Source organism: Nocardiopsis lambiniae (assembly GCF_031845465.1).
GTDB classification, from domain to species: domain Bacteria; phylum Actinomycetota; class Actinomycetes; order Streptosporangiales; family Streptosporangiaceae; genus Nocardiopsis; species Nocardiopsis lambiniae.
On record NZ_JAVREP010000028.1, the window covers coordinates 44,307 to 62,326 of the forward strand.

17 protein-coding genes and 2 tRNA genes are annotated in these 18,020 nt (G+C 70.0%); 15 read left to right on the forward strand and 4 right to left on the reverse strand.

Features of this window, described 5'->3' with window-relative positions:
• Nucleotides 1–14: 14 nt before the first annotated feature.
• Nucleotides 15–2,576 carry an aminopeptidase N gene (gene pepN / locus RM479_RS25670; RefSeq protein ID WP_311514271.1) on the reverse strand — a complete coding sequence of 854 codons (2,562 nt, stop codon included), beginning with the start codon at nt 2,574–2,576 and terminating at the stop codon, nt 15–17.
• A 228-nt stretch (nt 2,577–2,804) separates the two neighbouring features.
• Between pepN and RM479_RS25675 the strand changes: the two genes are divergently transcribed.
• From RM479_RS25675 to RM479_RS25720, 10 genes are all read left to right on the forward strand, one after another.
• Nucleotides 2,805–3,440, forward strand: a complete 636-nt coding sequence (locus RM479_RS25675) for a mycothiol-dependent nitroreductase Rv2466c family protein (RefSeq protein ID WP_311514272.1) — start codon at nt 2,805–2,807, stop codon at nt 3,438–3,440.
• A 283-nt stretch (nt 3,441–3,723) separates the two neighbouring features.
• Nucleotides 3,724–3,882, forward strand: coding sequence for a hypothetical protein (locus RM479_RS25680; RefSeq protein ID WP_274809072.1), 159 nt, complete (start codon nt 3,724–3,726; stop codon nt 3,880–3,882).
• 253 nt (nt 3,883–4,135) lie between these two features.
• Nucleotides 4,136–5,551 (forward strand): aldehyde dehydrogenase family protein, encoded by a 1,416-nt coding sequence (locus RM479_RS25685; RefSeq protein ID WP_311514273.1) that lies wholly within the window; start codon nt 4,136–4,138, stop codon nt 5,549–5,551.
• Nucleotides 5,552–5,681: 130 nt separating this feature from the next.
• On the forward strand, nt 5,682–5,828 hold the full coding sequence (locus RM479_RS25690) for a hypothetical protein (protein WP_274809074.1): 147 nt from the start codon (nt 5,682–5,684) through the stop codon (nt 5,826–5,828).
• A gap of 94 nt (nt 5,829–5,922) precedes the next feature.
• Nucleotides 5,923–6,390, forward strand: coding sequence for a ribose-5-phosphate isomerase (locus tag RM479_RS25695; protein ID WP_311514274.1), 468 nt, complete (start codon nt 5,923–5,925; stop codon nt 6,388–6,390).
• 423 nt (nt 6,391–6,813) lie between these two features.
• Complete coding sequence (locus tag RM479_RS25700; protein ID WP_274809076.1) at nt 6,814–7,917, forward strand: PP2C family protein-serine/threonine phosphatase; 1,104 nt, start codon at nt 6,814–6,816, stop codon at nt 7,915–7,917.
• Between the two features lie 255 nt (nt 7,918–8,172).
• A complete protein-coding gene (gene mgtE, locus RM479_RS25705; protein ID WP_311514275.1) occupies nt 8,173–9,516 on the forward strand; it encodes a magnesium transporter in 1,344 nt (447 codons plus the stop codon).
• A 66-nt stretch (nt 9,517–9,582) separates the two neighbouring features.
• Nucleotides 9,583–9,783, forward strand: a complete 201-nt coding sequence (locus RM479_RS25710; RefSeq protein WP_311514276.1) for an Rv0909 family putative TA system antitoxin — start codon at nt 9,583–9,585, stop codon at nt 9,781–9,783.
• A gap of 41 nt (nt 9,784–9,824) precedes the next feature.
• Nucleotides 9,825–10,685: a M23 family metallopeptidase gene (locus tag RM479_RS25715; protein WP_311514277.1), complete on the forward strand. Its 861-nt coding sequence runs from the start codon at nt 9,825–9,827 to the stop codon at nt 10,683–10,685.
• A 21-nt stretch (nt 10,686–10,706) separates the two neighbouring features.
• Nucleotides 10,707–11,231, forward strand: coding sequence for a (2Fe-2S) ferredoxin domain-containing protein (locus tag RM479_RS25720; RefSeq protein ID WP_311514278.1), 525 nt, complete (start codon nt 10,707–10,709; stop codon nt 11,229–11,231).
• A gap of 4 nt (nt 11,232–11,235) precedes the next feature.
• Here the strand turns inward: RM479_RS25720 and RM479_RS25725 are convergent, their stop codons facing one another.
• From RM479_RS25725 to RM479_RS25735, 3 genes are all read right to left on the reverse strand, one after another.
• Nucleotides 11,236–13,098, reverse strand: a complete 1,863-nt coding sequence (locus tag RM479_RS25725; RefSeq protein WP_311514284.1) for an ABC transporter ATP-binding protein — start codon at nt 13,096–13,098, stop codon at nt 11,236–11,238.
• Between the two features lie 72 nt (nt 13,099–13,170).
• Nucleotides 13,171–13,656 carry an adenylyltransferase/cytidyltransferase family protein gene (locus RM479_RS25730; RefSeq protein ID WP_311514279.1) on the reverse strand — a complete coding sequence of 162 codons (486 nt, stop codon included), beginning with the start codon at nt 13,654–13,656 and terminating at the stop codon, nt 13,171–13,173.
• 205 nt (nt 13,657–13,861) lie between these two features.
• Nucleotides 13,862–13,932 (reverse strand) — tRNA-Gly (locus tag RM479_RS25735).
• 162 nt (nt 13,933–14,094) lie between these two features.
• On the opposite strand from RM479_RS25735, the gene RM479_RS25740 reads away from it, so the two are divergent.
• The 5 genes from RM479_RS25740 to RM479_RS25760 all read left to right on the forward strand — a co-directional run.
• Nucleotides 14,095–14,169, forward strand: a tRNA-Pro gene (locus RM479_RS25740).
• Between the two features lie 226 nt (nt 14,170–14,395).
• Nucleotides 14,396–15,841 (forward strand): trigger factor, encoded by a 1,446-nt coding sequence (gene tig, locus RM479_RS25745; protein WP_311514280.1) that lies wholly within the window; start codon nt 14,396–14,398, stop codon nt 15,839–15,841.
• A gap of 276 nt (nt 15,842–16,117) precedes the next feature.
• Entirely contained in the window at nt 16,118–16,744 is a 627-nt protein-coding gene (locus tag RM479_RS25750) for a ClpP family protease (protein WP_274809083.1), read from the forward strand.
• 117 nt (nt 16,745–16,861) lie between these two features.
• On the forward strand, nt 16,862–17,518 hold the full coding sequence (locus RM479_RS25755; RefSeq protein WP_311514281.1) for an ATP-dependent Clp protease proteolytic subunit: 657 nt from the start codon (nt 16,862–16,864) through the stop codon (nt 17,516–17,518).
• A gap of 208 nt (nt 17,519–17,726) precedes the next feature.
• On the forward strand, nt 17,727–18,020 hold a 294-nt coding region (locus RM479_RS25760; RefSeq protein WP_311514282.1), incomplete at its 3' end, for a ClpX C4-type zinc finger protein.

Below are 18,020 nucleotides of genomic sequence, written 5' to 3' on the forward strand. Positions count from 1 at the left end.
GCCCGTGGGTCACCTCACGACGCCCGCTCCTCCTGGCGCTCCTTGCCGGCGGCGATGTCGACGGCACGGGCCCTCAGGGCCCGCTCGACACCGGCCCGGCCCTCGATGAGCAGCCGGCGCAGCGCCGGGGCGGGGGAGTGCTCGGCGATGTAGGCGTCGGTGCGTTCCAGCGTCGCCTCCTCCACCAGCCCGCCCGGGTACATGAACTCGGCGAAGGTCTGCGCGAACTCGCCGGTCCACTTCTCCCACGCCGGGGCCAGCTGGGCGAAGTACTTCTCCGTGTAGGGCCGGTACAGGTCGGCCTGACCCGGCTCGACGAAGCCCAGCAGCACCGACCGGAACTCGGCGTTGGCCAGCTCCTCGTTCACGATGCGGTCCCAGGCCGCGGCCTTGGCCTCGGCGGTGGGGATCGCGGAGCGGGCGCCCGCCGCGTGCCGCCGGCCTGCGGCCGTCGGGTCGTTCTTCACCTCGGCGGCGATCTCGTTCTCGCCGGCCTTGCCGGTGGCGACCAGGCGGCGCAGCAGCGTCCACCGCAGGTCGGTGTCCACCTCCAGGCCGTCCACGGTGATCGCGCCGTCCAGCAACCCCTGGAGCAGGGACAGGTGGGCGTCGCTCACCGCGCTGGAGGTCAGCGCGGTGACGTAGGCCAGCTGGAGGTCGCCACCGGGCTCGGCGGCCGTCAGCAGCTCACGCAGCCGATCCGACAGTCTCTCGAACCCGAACGGGCGCCACGCAGGGTCGGCGTAGTTGTGCAGCGCCGACACGGCCTGGCGCAGCAGGGTCTGGGCGATCGTGACGTCGTCCACGCCGTCGATCCCGGAGACGACCAGGTCGACGTAGTCGCGGGCGGCCATCTCGCCGTCGCGGGTCATGTCCCAGGCGGCGCTGAACGCCAGCGCGCGCGGCAGCGATCCCCGGATGCTCCCGACGCCCTCCACGACCGTGGCCAGGGACCGCTCGTCCAACCGGATCTTGGTGAAGGTCAGGTCGTCGTCGTTGATGAGCACCAGGTCCGGGCGGGCCTGGCCGACCAGCTCGGGTACCTCGGTGCGGGCGCCCTCGACGTCCAGCTCCACGCGCTCGCGGCGCACGATGCCCTCGTCGGTGCGGTCGTACAGGCCGATCGCCAGCCGGTGCGAACGCAGCGTCGGGTGCTCGGGGGCGGCCTCCTGGAGGACGGCGAACGACGTGAAGCGTCCCTCCGCGTCCACCTCGAAGTCCGGGCGCATCGTGTTGACGCCCGTGGTCTCCAGCCACTCGCGCGACCAGCCCGACAGGTCGCGACCCGAGGCCGCCTCCAGGTGCTTGAGCAGGTCCTTCAGCTCGGTGTTGCCGAAGGCGAACTCCTGGAAGTAGGCGCGCACACCGGCGAAGAACGCGTCCACGCCCACGTACGCCGCCAACTGCTTGAGCACCGAGGCGCCCTTGGCGTAGGTGATGCCGTCGAAGTTCACCTCGACCGCCTGGATGTCGACCATGTCGGCGGCGATCGGGTGGGTGGAGGGCAGCTGGTCCTGGCGCAGGGCCCAGGACTTCTCCACGTTCGCGAACGTGGTCCAGGCGTCCGTCCACTTGGTGGCGTTGGCCTGGCAGTACACGCTGGCGTAGGTCGCGAAGGACTCGTTCAGCCACAGGTCGTCCCACCAGCGCATGGTGACCAGGTCACCGAACCACATGTGCGCCATCTCGTGCAGGATCGTCTCCGCGCGACGCTCGTAGCGGGCGTCGGTGACCCGGGACCGGAAGACGTAGTCCTCCAGGAAGGTGACGGCACCCGCGTTCTCCATGGCGCCCGCGTTGAACTCCGGCACGAACAACTGGTCGTACTTGCCGAAGGCGTAGCGCACGCCGAACAGGTCGTGGAAGAAGTCGAAGCCCTTCTTGGTCACCTCGAAGAGGGCGTCGGAGTCCAGGTGCTCGGCCAGCGACGCCCGGCAGAACAGGCCCAGGTCGATGCCGTCGTGCTCGTCGCGGACCACGTGGTACGGACCCGCGACGAGCGCCGTGATGTAGGTGGACATCCGCTTCGTGGCGGGGAAGTGCCAGCGCGTCCGCTCCTCGCCGGCGGCCTCGCCCTCCACGTCGGGGGCGCTGTTGGAGACCACGGTCCACGACGGCGGCGCGAACACGGTCAGCTCGAACGTCGCCTTCAGGTCGGGCTGGTCGAAGCACGCGAACATGCGGTGCGCGTCGGCTGTCTCGAACTGGGTGTACAGGTACACCGAGTCGTCCACGGGGTCGACGAACCGGTGCAGACCCTCACCGGTGCGCATGTAGGCGGCGTCGGCCACCACGGTCAGTTCGTTGTCGGCGGCCACCTCCGGCAGCGCCAGGCGCTCACCGTCGAACAGCTCGGCCGGGTCCAGTTCCGCACCGTTCAGGGACGCCGACAGCACACGGGGTGCGGCCAGTTCCACGAACGTCCGCGCGCCCGGCTCCGAAGAGGAGAAGCGGACCACGGTGGTGGATCGGAAGGTCTCGTCACCGGTGGTGAGGTCGAGTGTCACCTCGTAGGAGTCGACGCTCAGAATGCGCGCCCGCTCCCGAGCCTCGTCCCGGGTCAGGTTCCCTGCCACGCCACGCTCCCTCCACGGCCGCCGTCGTCGCCGGCCGGATCGCATCACCGGACGACGGCGCTGGCCGAGGGCCCCCTCGGTGAGGGATGTCGTCGGGGCCGGTGGATCGATTGTCGATTCGGCTTCGATCCTGCCACGCGCCGGGGCGGAATGCGCAACCGAAATCGAAGGTTGTAGGCCTTCGGCGGCCTCTCCGGGGCGCCGGCCCGACTTTCGCGAGGAGCATCGATGACGCAGACCCCCGCCGATTCCGTTGAGCAGGACCTCACCTATGCGGACATGTGGTTCGACCCGGCCTGTCCCTGGGCGTGGATCACCTCCCGCTGGCTGCTGGAGGTCGAGAAGGTGCGCCCCGTGCGGGTGCGCTGGCACGTGATGAGCCTGAGCGTCCTCAACGAGGGCCGCGACCTGTCCCAGGGGTACCGCGACATGTTGGACCGCGCCTGGGCCGCGGTGCGCGTGTGCGTCGCCGCCGAGCAGCACGCGGGCCCCGAGGCCCTGGGCCCCCTCTACACCGCCCTGGGCACCCGGTTCCACAACAACGCCGAGCCCACCACGGAGGAGACGATCCGCGCCGCCCTGGTCGAGGCGGGCCTGCCCGAGGACCTGATCGCCGCCGGCCGCTCCACCGACTACGACGAGGCCCTGCGCGCCTCCCACTCCGAGGCCATGAAGCTGGTCGGCGAGGACGTCGGCACCCCCGTCGTCCAGGTCGAGGACGTCGCCTTCTTCGGTCCCGTCATCACTCCCATCCCGCGCGGCGAGGAGGCCGGAAGGCTGTGGGACGGCGTCCGCCTGGTCGCCGGCGTCGACGGCTTCTTCGAGCTCAAGCGCACCCGCACCCGCGGCCCGATCTTCGACTGACCGCCGGTCCCCGAACCTGCCGGGGCCCTCGGTCCGGCCCCGGATGTCCCCGGGGCCGGCGGGGGAGGCGTCTCCGAGGGAGGGGCCCGGTCGCGGGCCGCCCCTCGGGGGCCTTCCGGGGCGGAGGGGACGAGGCGGAACGGGGCCCGTGAGACGCACGGGCCGCACCGGGCACGACGCGCCGCTCGGGCCGGGCGGGGAGAGACCTCCACCGCCCGCCCGACGGTGCACACTGGAGAGGGCCGCAGCGACCGACCGCCGCACCCGAACGAAAGGGAAGACCGTGCCCGGACCCGACGACGACCGCAGGGTCGAATTCCTCGACGACCTGGAGATCCTGCCCGACACCACCGGTGACGAGAGGGCCTTGGGCTGGGGCGACGACCCCGCCGACGACTCCACCGACCGGCTGATCGCCGAGCGGCCCCCGCACTGGGACTGACCGACCTGGCGGGTTCCGGGTACCCGGACGGCCGCTCGCGGCGACGAGGACGCCGGCACGGCCGCCCGGGACCGGCTTCGCGCTTCGTCTCGCGAGGGATCGCCCGGACGGCCGCTCGCCGGCACCCGGCTTCGCGGAGGAGCACGAAGGCGTCCGAAGGACACGGTCGGGCCCCGAGGCGGGGGGATCGGTGGGATCACGGGTCGGCCGACCCGCACTGGCCGACCGAATCCCGTTCTGCGACAGTGGTGGCATGCGATCCCTCTACATCGACGGCGCCTGGCGCGATTCGGCCTCGGACGAGGCCCTGGACGTGATCGATCCGGCGACCGAGCAGGTCATCGACGCCGTTCCGGCCGGAGACCCCCGGGACGTCGACGCCGCGGTCACGGCCGCCGCGACCGCCTTCCCGGCGTGGTCGGCGCTCACCCCCGGGCAGCGCGTCACCCATCTGACCAAGGTGCTGGAACTCTTCGATTCCCGCATCGACGACATCGCCGCCCTGCTCACCCGTGACATGGGCGCTCCCGCGGTGTTCGCCCGCAAAGTGCAGGCGGGCCTGCCCTCCCTCATGTTCCAGACCTACATCGACCTGGTCGAGGAGAACGGGGAGCGGTACTTCGAGGGCGAACGACTGGGCAACTCGCTCGTCGTCCGCGAACCCGTCGGCGTGGTCGGCGCCATCACCCCGTGGAACTACCCGCTGCACCAGATCGTGCTCAAGGTCGTTCCCGCGCTGCTCGCCGGCAACACCGTCGTCCTCAAGCCCAGCGAGGTCGCCCCGCTGAGCGCCTACGCCCTGACCGAGGCCTTCCACGACGCCGGGCTGCCCCCGGGCGTGTTCAACCTGGTCTCCGGCACCGGGCCGGTCGTGGGCGAGGCCATCGCCGCCCACCCGCGGGTCGACATGGTCTCCTTCACCGGCTCGACCCGGGCCGGCACCCGGGTCAGCCAGGTGGCCGCCGAGACCGTCAAGCGGGTCGCCCTCGAACTGGGCGGGAAGTCGCCCAACGTCATCCTCCCCGACGCCGACCTCACCGCCGCCGTCAAGCGCGGCGTCGCCGACGTCATGCGCAACACCGGTCAGAGCTGCAACGCCCTCACCCGCATGCTCGTGCACAGGGACGTCTACGAGGAGGCCGTCGCCCTGGCCGGGCGGGCCGCCGCCAAGTACGTCCCCGGGGACCCCACGGACGAGACCACCCGCATGGGCCCGTTGGTCTCCGCCGCCCAGCTGGAGAAGGTCCGCGCCTACATCGAACTCGGTGTGGAGGAGGGCGCCCGCCTGGTCACCGGCGGCCCCGAACCCGTCGACGGGCCCGGCTACCACGTTCGCCCCACGGTCTTCGCCGACGTGCGCAACGACATGCGCATCGCCCAGGAGGAGATCTTCGGCCCGGTCCTGGTCCTCATCCCGTACGACACCGAGGACGAGGCCGTGACCATCGCCAACGACACCGTCTACGGCCTCAACGCCGCCGTGTGGTCGGGCGACCCCGACCGGGGGCTCGCGGTCGCCCGACGCCTGCGGGCCGGCCAGGTGGAGCTCAACGGCGGCGCGCTCAACCCGCGCGCCCCCTTCGGCGGCTACAAGCGCTCCGGAAACGGGCGCGAGTGGGGCCTGCCGGGCCTGGAGGAGTTCTGCGAGGTCAAAGCCGTACAGATGTGATCGGTGGCTGTGGCCGGCCTCACGCCCCGGAACGTCTCATACCAGGAATCGGCCCCGGTGAGAATCGCGTTGTGGGGTGTGGAAAAATTCCGACTGGTCATCCCCTGGTCGAACCCAAACGAGGTGTGAGTTGAGCAACAAGCCCGCGGTCTCCAAGGCAGGACCCCTCGGCAAGGACGTCAAGATGATGGTGATCAGCAACGTGATCGCCATCGCCTCCATGGTCCTCTTCGCCATCCTGGGCCTGAGCGTCGCCGCCGCCGCCGGCGCCGTCTGAACTCGGCCCGAAGACGTTCCCGACGCCCCGCCCCGTCCCCGCGATGGGGCGGGGCGTCGTGCGTGCGCCCGTCACGACCTGCAAGACTGTGTCCGTGCGTGTTTACCTTGGATCAGATCATGCGGGCTACGAGCTCAAAGAACACCTCGTCTCCTGGCTGAAGGAGCGCGGCCACGAGGTCGTCGACGCCGGGCCGTTCCTCTACGACGCCGTCGACGACTACCCGCCCTTCGTCCTGCGCGCCGCCGAGGGCGTCGCCGCGGACCCGGGCTCGCTGGGCATCGTCATCGGTGGTTCCGGCAACGGCGAGCAGATCGCCGCCAACAAGGTCGAGGGTGTTCGCGCCGCTCTGGCCTGGAGCGAGGACACCGCCCGGCTCGCGCGCGAGCACAACGACGCCAACGTGCTCGGCGTCGGCGGCCGGATGCACACCCTGGAGGAGGCCACCCGTTTCGTGGAGGTCTTCCTCTCCACGCCCTACAGCGACGAGGAGCGGCACACCCGCCGGATCTCGATGCTGACGGCCTACGAGGAGACCGGCGAACTCCCGCCCCTGCCGTAGCACTCCCGCAACCCGTACGCGCCCTCGCGCGGACGCGCCCGCCCCGGCGTCCGTCCGCCCGAGGGCGTACGTGTGCCCGGCCCAGCGGGTTTGGGCCGACCCCAAACCTGCGGTTATGGGGGAGAACACCGACGGATGCACGTGCCAGTCGGACACCCCCCGCGCTACAGTTCGTGCACAGCGGCCCGGTCCCATCCCGGCCGCCGCCCGGCGGTGCCCACGGCCCGCCGCCACGACCCGGGCGGGTCCCCACACCGCCCTCGGCCCGCCGAACACCCCGAGCCCACGGGGGTGCCGTCGGGTCCCGGCCGTACCGACACGGCCACGGCGCAGGCCCACCGAGCCGACCGACATCGACCCCCGCGGGCCGAGCCGACCGACGACACCGAACCCCGCGAGCGGACGCGCCCGTACAGAGGATCCATGAAGCCCACACCGAACGCCAAGGCCACCCGACTGCTGCGCACCACCGCGCAGCGGATCGTCGCGGTGCTCCGGCGCAAGGTGCTGTTCCGCTACCGGCTCGTCCTCATCACCCTGGTCGTCCTCGCCGTCGGCATCGGCGTGGGCGCCGTCTGGGGACCCGCCGGCTGGTTCCCGCCCAGTTCCACGATCCTGACCGTCCTGGCCGGCGGGCTGCTGCTCAAGCGCAAGAGCCTGGCCTTCCTCCTCGGCGTGGTCGCCGCCGTCCTCGTCTTCGTCGCCTTCATGCTCGACTTCGGTCAGGTCGGTCCCGGGCTGCTGGTCACCATCGGCGTCACCGCCGTCCTGTCCTACCTGCTGTCGGGCGTGCGCGAACGCCTCGGAGTGCAGGGTCTCAGCGGCGAGATGATGCTCCTGGACCTGCGCGACCGGCTCCGTCACCAGGGCAGGCTGCCCGAGCTCCCCGGCGGCTGGGGGCGCACCGCCGTCCTGCGCCAGGCCGGCGGATCCTCCTTCGGCGGTGACTTCGTCGTCTCCCACCGCGACGGCGAGCGGCTGGACATCGCCGTGGTCGACGTCTCCGGCAAGGGCGTCGACGCCGGTACCCGCGCCCTGCTGCTCTCGGGCGCCTTCAGCGGTCTCATCGGGGCCGTCCCCACCGGGGAGTTCCTCGCCCACTGCAACGACTACCTCATGCGCACCGGCGGCGGTGAGGGATTCGTCACCGCCGTCCACCTGAGCGTGGACCTGGGCAACGGCGAGTACCGCATCGCCTCCGCCGGCCACCCGCCCGCGCTCCATTACGACGCGGGCACCGGGGTGTGGAGCACCACCGAGGCCAAGGGCGTGGTCCTGGGCGTCATCCCCGAGATGACCTACACGTCGGTCCGCGGCCGGCTCCGCCCCGGTGACGCCATCATGCTCTGCACCGACGGCCTCATCGAGACACCCGGCGAGGACCTCGACGCGGGCATCGACCGCCTGCTCGGAGCCGCCGAGACGCTGGTCACCCGGGGCTTCTCCACGGGCGCCGGAAAGATCGTCGACTCCCTCAGCAAGGACAAGAACGACGACTGCGCCCTCGTCGTCCTCTGGCGGCACTGACACCCCGGGACGGAACGCCGGGGCCCGCCACCGGCCCCGGGGCGGGTAAGGTCGGGATGCTCCCCGTCCCGTGTACGGTCGGCCGTCCCCGTACACGTCTTCCGGGCATCCGCGCGCGCCCTTCCCCGCCCCCGGCGCCGACTCCGCGCGGGCCCTCACACCGGTGACGACGGGACCCGGAGCCGCCATTCGAAACCGGTGTCGCCCCGTGGGCCGTGCCCGCCGGGCGTAGGAGAACGCGAGGGGGTGCTTCGCATGTCAGAAGGCGAGCGCGCTGAAGAACTCATCGATCTGGTCGAGAACAACGACCTGACCGGTATCCGGCTCTGGTTGGCCGAACACAGGCCCTACGAGATCGCCGACGAACTCTCCCGCATGACGAGCGGAGAGGCGATCATCCCCTTCCGGCTCCTGGACAAGGACCGGGAGCTGGAGGTCTTCGAGGAACTCGATCCCGGCCAGCAGCAGGCCATCCTCCTGGGCCTGCGCGACAGCGCCTTCCACGAGATCCTGGAGGAGATGGACCCCGACGACCGGGCCCGTCTCATCGGGGAGGCCCCCGCCAAGATCGCCACCCGCGCCCTGGCCGGGCTCAGCCCCGCCGAACGCAAGATGACCGCGGCGCTCCTGGGCTACCCCGAGGACTCCGTCGGCCGGTACATGACCCCCGAGACGGTCGTCCTGCACCGCGACCTCACCGTGGGCCGGGCCCTGGAGATCGTGCGCGTCAAAGGGGCCGACGCGGAGACCATCTACACCCTGCCGGTGGTCACCGACGGGCGCCGTCTCGTCGGCACCGTCACCCTGGGCGACCTGGTCGTCAACGACGACGCCCGGCTGCTCAAGGACATCGTGGACGTGTTCGCGCCGCGGGTGCGGGCCACCCACCCCGCCGAGGACGCCGCCCGCCTCATGCAGGAGGCCAACCTGGTCTCCCTGTCGGTGGTCGACTCCGAGGACCGGTTCGTGGGCCTGCTGACCTTCGACGACGCCCTGGAGCTCATCGAGGCGGCCGACTCCGAGGACATGGCCCGCCAGTCCGGTGCCAGTCCCGTCGGCGACCACTACGTCACCGTGGGCGTGCTGCGCCTGGTCGGGGCCCGTTCGGTGTGGCTCATGCTGCTCATCGTGGCGGCCACCCTCACCGTCAACGTCATGCAGGTCTTCGAGGCGACCCTGGAGGAGGTCACGGCCCTGGCGGTGTTCGTGCCGATGCTCATCGGCACGGGCGGCAACGTCGGCGCCCAGTCCGCCACCGCGATCGTGCGCGCCCTGGCCGTCGGTGAGGTGCGGGTGCGCGACCTGCCCCAGGTCATCTGGAAGGAGGCCCGGGTCGGCCTGCTGCTCGGCATCATGCTCGCGGGCCTGGCGCTGGCCATCGGGGCGCTGCTGGTGGGGTTCCAGATCGCCGTGGTGGTGGCCCTCTCGGTCATCGCCATCTGCACCTGGGCGGCGATCATCGGATCGTCCATGCCCCTGCTGGCCCGCAAGGTGGGCGTGGACCCGGCGGTGGTGTCCTCCCCGATGGTGGCGACCCTGGTGGACGCCACCGGATTGCTCATCTACTTCTCGATCGCCCGGATCATCCTCGACCTCTGACCTCGGAGTGAACTCGGGTCGCACCGGGTATCGCCTTGTGTGCAGGACGGATCGAAGGGGGATTCCATGTCCGGTGCCGGAGATGCTTTCGACAAACTGAAGAAGGCCGTCGACGACAACGCCGACAAGGTCGAAGGATTCGTCGGTAAGGCCGCGGGTGCCGCCAAGAAGGCCACCGGCGGTGCCCACGACGACAAGATCGACAAGGGAAGCGACGCCGCCACCGATTACCTGCGCAAGCGCGCCCGGGAGAACCGGAAACGGTAGGGCCGTTCGGTCGGGGCGGGATCGGGTGTCCACAATGGAGGATGCCCGATCCCGCCCCGTCCCGATTCCAGGTCGCCTTGGCGCGCGTCCGCGTTCCGCTGATGTGGGTGGCCGCCGCGGCCCTGCTCGCCGGTTACGCCGGTCTGCCCTGGTGGATCGGATGGACCCTGTTCGCCGTCGCGCTGGCCGTGTACCTGCGTCTGGGCACCGTCCGGTGCGCGCCCCGCCTGCTGCGGCCCCCGGTCCGCGGTCGCTGGATGGCGTTGACGAGCCCGGTGGACGCGGTCCCCAGCCAGGGGACCCACGCCTACGGGCAGACGCACGCCCTCGGCCTGGTCGCCGAGGACGGCACCCGGCCGGACATCGGTTGGCGTCCGCTGAGCCGACCGCCCGAGGACTTCCCGGCGTTCGGCCGACCCGTGCGCGCGCCCGCCGACGGGATCGTCGTGAGCGTGCACGACCGGCGCCGCGATCACCGCAGCCGCAACTCCTGGCCGTGGCTGTTCGGCGCGGTCGTCGAGAACACCCTGCGCGAACTGCGCGGACCGGCCGGTCTCCTGGGCAACCACGTGATCATCGACATCGGCGGCGCGTACGTGCTCCTGGGTCATCTCCAACGGGGATCGATCACGGTGCGCCCCGGGGAGAGGGTCGAGGCGGGTCGGCCCATCGCCCGCTGCGGGAACTCGGGGGCCTGCACCGAACCCCAGGTGCGGATGCAGCTGATGGACCACCGGAGGCCGCTCCTGGCGGCGGGACTGCCGTTCCTGTGGGAACCCGGATGGAACGGGACGACGGACGACGCCGGGCTTCCCGAGACCTGGCGCCCGTTCGACGTCCCCGCTGGTCACGACTGTTCGGGGACGGGTTACCCTGAATCGGATCAGGTAAGGCGAACCTAACGTTCCAGGAAGGGGGCGGATGTGGGCGACATCGACGGACAGCCCTGCCGGCTCACGGTCTGCCGTGGGTGCTGCTGCGGGACGAAGAAGAAGGTCCCCGGAGTCGACCACAAGGCCCAGCTCGCCCGGCTCTCCGCCATCGACGACCACGCGGGCCGCACCGTGCCCGTCCGCACCAGCAAGTGCCTGGGCATCTGTTTCCAGGCCAACGTCGTGGTCGTGCAGCCCTCCCGGGCTGGCCGCACGGCCGGCGCCGGACCGGTCTGGCTGGGGGAGATGACCGAGGATCGGCTGCTCGACGCCCTCGACGACTGGATCTTCGCCGGCGGCCCCGGCCTGGCCCCCCTCCCGGAGGTCCTCGCCGATCACGTGACCTCGAAGAACGCCAAGAAGCCCAAGAAGCGCAAGAAGCCGAAGAAGGCCAAGGCGGCCAAGAAGGAGCGCAAGAAGGCGAAGGAGCGGAAGGCCGAGAAGGCCTCCCGCCCCTCGAAGAAGAAGGACGGTGACAAGCGCAAGAAGCGCGAGAAGAAGAAGCGGAAGAAGTAGCGCCTCAGCCGTGCTGCGGCGCGAACTGGGTCCGGTACAGCGCCGTGTAGAGGCCGTCCCGCCCCAGCAGCTCCTCGTGGGTGCCCCGCTCCAGGATCCGGCCGTCCTCCAGCACCAGGATCTGGTCGGCCTCGCGCACGGTCGCCAACCGGTGCGCGATGACCAGGGACGTGCGCCCGGCCAGGGCCACCGCCAGCGCCTCCTGCACCGCCGCCTCGGATTCCGAGTCCAGATGCGCGGTGGCCTCGTCCAGCACCACCACCGACGGCGCGCGCAGCAACAGCCGGGCGATCGCCAGCCGCTGCTTCTCACCGCCGGACAGCCGGTATCCCCGGTCGCCCACCATCGTGTCCAGTCCGTCGGGCAGCTGTTCCAACAGCGCGCCCAAGCGGGCCATCCGCAGTGACTCCTCCAGTTCCTCGTCGGTGGCGTCGGGTCGGGCGTAGCGCAGGTTCGCCCCGATCGTGTCGTGGAACAGCTGCGCGTCCTGGGTGACCACGCCCACCGCCTCGCGCAGCGAGTCGGAGGCCGACTCCCGCAGGTCCAGGCCGCCGATGCGCACCGTGCCCTCCGTCGGGTCGTACAACCGCGACACCAGGTGCGTCAGCGTCGTCTTCCCGGCCCCCGAGGGACCGACCAGGGCCACCATCGTCCCGGGCTCGGCCCGCAGCGACACCCCGCTCAGCACCTGGGTGCCCTCGGTGCCGCGCGCCTGCGGGTTGAGCTCCAGGGAGGCCACCGACGTCTCCTCCGCGCCCGGGTAGCGGAACGACACGTTGTCGAACTCCACGCTCGCCGGACCGGACGGGACCGGCCGGGCGTCGGGAGCCTCCTTGATCCCGGGCTCCAGGTCCAGCACCTCGAAGACCCGGTCGAAGGACACCAGCGCGGTCATGATCTCCACGTGCACGTTGGACAGGGTCGTCACCGGTCCGTACAGGCGCACCATCAACGTGGTCAGCGCCACCAGGGTGCCGACCTCGAAGGCGCCGTCCACCGCCAGCACGCCGCCGACGCCGTAGACCATCGCGGTCGCCAGCGCGGTGATCATCCCCAGCATGGTGAACAGCAGCCCGCCGAACACCGCCTGGCGTACCCCCAGGTCGCGCACCCGGGCGGCCCGCCGGGAGAACCCGGTCGACTCCTCCTCCGGCCGTCCGTACAGCTTGACCAGCATGGCCCCACCGACGTTGAACCGCTCCGTCATCAGGGAGCTCATGTCGGCGTTGGTGTCCATCGCGTCCCGGGAGATGTGCGCCAGCCGGCGCCCGATGAACCTGGCGGGCACCAGGAACAACGGCACCAGCGCCAGCGCCATGAGGGTGATCTGCCAGGACAGCGCGGCCATGGTGATGATCACGGCGGTCACGCTGACCAGGTTGGAGACCACCGACTGCAACACCGAGGTGATCGCCCGCTGGGCCCCGACCACGTCGGTGTTCAACCGGCTGATGAGCGAGCCGGTCTGGGTACGGGTGAAGAACGCCAGCGGCATCCGCTGTACATGGGTGAAGACCTGGGTGCGCAGCAGGTAGATGACGCCCTCGCCGATGCGCGCCGACAACCAGCGGCCGGTCAGCGCCAGCAGGCCCTCCACGAAGGCCAGGACACCGGCCGTGACCGCCAGCCACATCACCAGCGTCGCGTCGCCGGGGATGATCCCCCGGTCGATGATGGCCTTGAGCAGCAGCGGGTTGGCCACCACGATGACGGCGCCCACCGAGGTCACGAACAGGAACAACAGGATCGCCCGCCAGTGGGGGCGGGCGTAGGAGACGATCCGACGGGTGATGCCGGGGGGCAGTTGCTGCCCGCGGGCACTCCCGTCGTTGACCAGGGCCCTATAGGAGAGCCGACCGGACATCATGGACATCTGAGCCTCGATTCGCGTTACGCGTGGGTCAACAACCGCCCGCGCGCCCGACTTCCCGAGGGGGTCTCAGAGGGCGTGGGCCAGTCGGCCCAGCGCGGCGGTGGTGGAACGGCCGGGGGTGAAGGGCAGTTCCCAGGAGAGGGCGCCCAGCGCCTCCGCCCCGAGGATCTTGGCGCGGGTGTAGCGGTCACCCGCGGTGAAGGCGAGGGCGGCGGGGGCCAGGGGGCGCAGGACCTCGGTGTAGGCCGACCAGTCGGCGACCTCGGGCGGCCCGTCGATGACGAAGGCACCGGTGACGGAGCGCAGGGCGGCGATGGTCTCGGCGCGCTCCTCCTCCGGGTTCACCGGTCGGCCGGGCCCCTTCCAGGCGCGCACGCGCTCGTCGCACTCGATCCCCACGACGAGGGGCAGCCCCCGGTCGGCGATGGCCTGGAGGAAACGGATGTGCCCGACGTGCAGGACGTCGAAGACGCCGGTGACGACGGCGGGCCGTTCCAGCCCTTCCGGTCGTTGGAACCAGCGTGCGCTCAGCGCCGTATCCACCTCGGTCATCAGCCACCCGCTCCGTTCAGGGGCGCCCGTCCGGCCTCGATGTCGGCGTCCCCACCCGAAAGGTCAACGTACCCGGTCGCGCCGGGTATTCCTGCTCTGGCCGAACAACGTTCGGTTCTGTGAGAGGGGTCACGGTCCGGGGGTGGGAAAAGGCGAAAGGCGAGGGTCGGTGTCCCGATCGGGACACCGACCCTCGCCGTCGATGAGCGGGCGACGAGAATCGAACTCGCATGACCAGCTTGGAAGGCTGGGGTTCTACCATTGAACTACGCCCGCGTGGCGCCGGAGCCCTTGAGTTTCCTCTAGACTCGTGGAGCCGACGGAGACAAGAGTACAGTCTCCGGGGCGTTGGTCGCACACCCCTTTCGGGGCGTGCGATCGTCGTGTACGACCCGAGGTCGAGGAAGGGCACAGAGCCGGACACGGTCATCGGGTGCGCGGGGTGTGGCGCAGCTTGGTTAGCGCGCATGCTTTGGGAGCATGAGGCCGCGGGTTCGAATCCCGCCACCCCGACGAAAAACCGACCGCGACGGCGGCTTCAGGCCGTGCGCGGTCTCCCCCTGTGCATCTGCCCTAGACTTGGTGCGATCAGCAGGAAACTGTAAGTCCCAGCCCGTCGCAGGGCACCCCGACGCGGTGATCGTCAGATCTTCCGGGGGTGCGCGCGTGCATTCGCCGTTGTGTGGTGCGCCTGCGGGCCGACGCGGACACCAGCCGGCAAACCTAGGAGTACCGCCCCGTGAAGACCGTTGTCGAGGAGCTGAGCCCCACCCGGGTCAAGCTGACCGTCGAGGTGCCCTTCGAGGAACTCGATCACGCTTTCGACGTGACCTACAAGTCGCTCGCGAAGCAGGTTCGGATCAAGGGCTTCCGCCCGGGCAAGGCGCCGGCCCGACTGATCGACCGCTACGTCGGCCGCGGCGCGGTCATCAGCGAAGCGGTCAACCACGCCGTGCCCGAGCTTTACAACGAGGCCATCCAGAAGGAGGAGATCTTCGCGCTCGGCCAGCCCGACGTCGAGGTCACCAAGCTGGAGGACAACGACGAGCTCGCCTTCACGGCCGAGGTCGACGTCCGCCCCAAGTTCGAGGTCGCCGACTACAAGGGCATCGAGGTGACCGTCGACAACGCCGAGGTCACCGAGGAGCAGATCGACGAGCAGCTCGGCTTCCTGCGCGAGCGCTTCTCCACCCTGGCCGGCGCCGAGCGCCCGGTGGAGGACGGCGACCACGTCTCCATCGACCTCTCCGCCTCCATCGACGGTGAGAAGCTCGACGACGTCGCCGTCACCGGCTACTCCTACGAGGTCGGCACCAACACCATGCTGGAGGGTCTGGACGAGACCCTGCGCGGCATGGAGTCCGGCGGCGAGGCCACCTTCTCCACCACCCTGGTGGGCGGCGAGCACGAGGGCCGCGAGGCCGACGTGACCGTCACCGTGCACAGCGTCAAGGTGAAGGAGCTGCCCGAGCTGGACGACGAGTTCGCTCAGCTGGCCAGCGAGTTCGACACCATCGGCGAGCTGCGCGAGGACGTGCGCAAGCGCATGACCGAGGTGCGTCGCATCCAGCAGATCTCCTCCGCCCGTGACAAGGCCCTGGAGAAGCTGATCGAGTCGATCGAGCTGCCGCTGCCCGACGCGGTCGTCGACGAGGAGATCCAGCGCCGTCGCGAGAGCCTGGAGCAGCAGCTCGCGCAGAGCGGCCTCACCAAGGAGGCCTACCTGGAGTCGCAGGAGAAGACCGAGGAGGAGTTCGACGAGGAGCTGACCACCGGCGCCCGCTCCGCGGTCAAGGCCGGGTTCATCCTCGACCAGCTCGCCATCCAGGAGGACCTGAGCGCCGACCAGGGCGAACTCAGCCAGTACGTGTTCGAGCAGGCCCAGCGCATGGGCGTGAGCCCGGACCAGCTGGCCCAGCACCTGGTGCAGTCCAACCAGATCCGCGTCGCCTTCACCGAGGTCGTCCGCGGTAAGGCCATGGACCTGGTCCTGTCCTCGGCGAAGATCACCGACGAGGACGGCAACGTCATCGAGCAGGAGACCGCCGAGGAGAAGGCCGCCAAGGCCGCCGCCCAGGCCGTCGAGGGCCTGGAGGTCATCGAGGAGGACACCGAGTCCGCCGCCGAGGAGACCCCGGCCGACGACGTCAAGGCCGAGGACACCAAGGCCGACGACGCCAAGTAGGTCCCGCGCTCGACGAGCGTTCACGGGCCCCGCACGACCCCAGGGTCGGGCGGGGCCCGTCCCCTTTCCCGGATCCCCTCCTCCCTTCCGTGGCGGAACCTCCCTTTATTCCCGCCCCCGGACCCCTCCTTGTTCGCCGACAGGGGAACGGGCGCCGCCGGGCTCGCGCCACCCTGCGCTCAAAGCGAACAGGCACGGGATCCGTGCAACCCCGGTGTCGGTCGGCGTTAGTGTCGCTGTATCGCAACCGTTTCGATTCCGGAGCAGGTGACGAGAGTGCCGCCGATCTTCAATGAGTCCTCGCGATTCGACGCTCGTACGTCGGAGCCGCAGTTTTCCCCTTTTCTTGAGCAGACGCCTCAGCGCCTGTTGCGCCAGCGAATCGTTTTCCTCGGCCAGCAGGTCGACGACGAGATCGCCAACCGACTGGTGGGTGAACTCCTCTTGCTGTCCGCCGAGGACCGCCAGCGGGACATCACCCTGTACATCAACTCGCCCGGTGGTTCCGTGACCGCCGGCATGGCGATCTATGACGTCATGCAGTACATCCCCAACGACGTGCGCACGGTGGGGATCGGCATGGCCGCCTCCATGGGGCAGATGCTCCTGTGCGCCGGTACCCCCGGCAAGCGCTACGCGCTTCCGCACACCCGGGTCATGATGCACCAGCCGTCCGGCGGTATCGGTGGTACCGCCTCCGACATCCGCATCCTTGCGGACCAGCTGATGTACGTGAAGAAGATGTTCATCGCGAAGATCTCCGAGCACACCGGTCAGACGGTCGAGCAGATCGAGAAGGACGCCGACCGCGACCGCTGGTTCACCGCGCAGGAGGCCAAGGATTACGGCCTCATCGACGAGGTCCTGGAGGGCACGCTCGACGTGACCCGGGACCGCGGATAGCGAGTGGTCGGTGAACGGAACCGTCGAGCCTCGGAGCATCCGGGGCCGGTACGGTGACCCCGACCGACCCGGTGGTGCCGGGATCGGCGTAGTGCGTGGAAGCGTGGAAGGCGTGAAATGACCGAGTTCAACCCCTTTATCGGCGGCACCGCCCCGATGGCTCCCCAGGGCCGCTACGTCCTGCCGTCCTACGTGGAGCGGACGTCCTACGGCGTCAAGGAGATGAATCCGTACAACAAGCTGTTCGAAGAGCGGATCATCTTCGTCGGCGTGCAGATCGACGACACGTCGGCCAACGACCTCATGGCCCAGCTCATCACCCTGGAGCAGCTCGACTCCGAGCGTGACATCCAGATGTACATCAACTCGCCGGGCGGATCGTTCACGTCGCTCATGGCGATCTACGACACGATGCAGTTCGTCCGCCCGGACATCCAGACGGTGTGCATCGGTCAGGCCGCCTCCGCCGCGGCCATCCTGCTCGCGGGCGGGACCAAGGGCAAGCGCGGCGCGCTGCCCAACGCCCGCATCCTGATCCACCAGCCCGCCACGGAGGGCATGCACGGTCAGGCCAGCGACATCGAGATCCAGGCCAACGAGATCACCCGGATCCGGACCCAGCTGGAGACCACGCTGGCGCGGCACACGGGCCGTACGCCCGAGCAGGTGTCCAAGGACATCGAGCGGGACAAGATCCTCACCGCCGAAGAGGCCAAGGAGTACGGCATCATCGACTTCGTGCTGCCGTACCGCAAGGCGTCCCTGAACAAGTAGACCCCGCGGACAAGGGTCGAGAAGGCGTCGACCGGACCGGTCTTCAACCCGCCCGGAAGGGCCCGGTGGTGAAGCCGGTCCGGTTTTTCGCTTAGTCTGGCGAAAGAGCGACACACAGATCGCCTGTCCGTGCGCGGTCGGAGGCGGAACCCGTATCCGCGCGGCCCCGTACGCGACGTCGGCGGCCTTAGTTTCGAGGAGTGGCTGGGTGGCACGCATCGGCGACGGCGGGGACCTGCTGAAGTGCTCGTTCTGCGGCAAGAGCCAGAAGCAGGTGAAGAAGCTCATCGCCGGCCCCGGCGTGTACATCTGCGATGAGTGCATCGACCTGTGCAACGAGATCATCGAGGAGGAGCTCGCCGATTCCACGGAGCTCTCCTGGGACGCGTTGCCCAAGCCTCGGGAGATCTACGAGTTCCTGGACTCGTACGTGATCGGTCAGGATCAGGCCAAGAAGGCGTTGTCGGTGGCGGTGTACAACCACTACAAGCGGGTGCGTTCG

Coding starts and splice junctions, on each gene's coding strand:
- RM479_RS25675 (WP_311514272.1), top strand. CDS start 2,805: ATGACGCAGACCCCCGCCGATTCCGTTGAGCAGGACCTCACCTATGCG.
- RM479_RS25685 (WP_311514273.1), top strand. CDS start 4,136: ATGCGATCCCTCTACATCGACGGCGCCTGGCGCGATTCGGCCTCGGAC.
- RM479_RS25700 (WP_274809076.1), top strand. CDS start 6,814: ATGAAGCCCACACCGAACGCCAAGGCCACCCGACTGCTGCGCACCACC.
- mgtE (WP_311514275.1), top strand. CDS start 8,173: ATGTCAGAAGGCGAGCGCGCTGAAGAACTCATCGATCTGGTCGAGAAC.
- RM479_RS25710 (WP_311514276.1), top strand. CDS start 9,583: ATGTCCGGTGCCGGAGATGCTTTCGACAAACTGAAGAAGGCCGTCGAC.
- RM479_RS25715 (WP_311514277.1), top strand. CDS start 9,825: ATGCCCGATCCCGCCCCGTCCCGATTCCAGGTCGCCTTGGCGCGCGTC.
- RM479_RS25725 (WP_311514284.1), bottom strand. CDS start 13,098: ATGATGTCCGGTCGGCTCTCCTATAGGGCCCTGGTCAACGACGGGAGT.
- RM479_RS25730 (WP_311514279.1), bottom strand. CDS start 13,656: ATGACCGAGGTGGATACGGCGCTGAGCGCACGCTGGTTCCAACGACCG.
- RM479_RS25755 (WP_311514281.1), top strand. CDS start 16,862: ATGACCGAGTTCAACCCCTTTATCGGCGGCACCGCCCCGATGGCTCCC.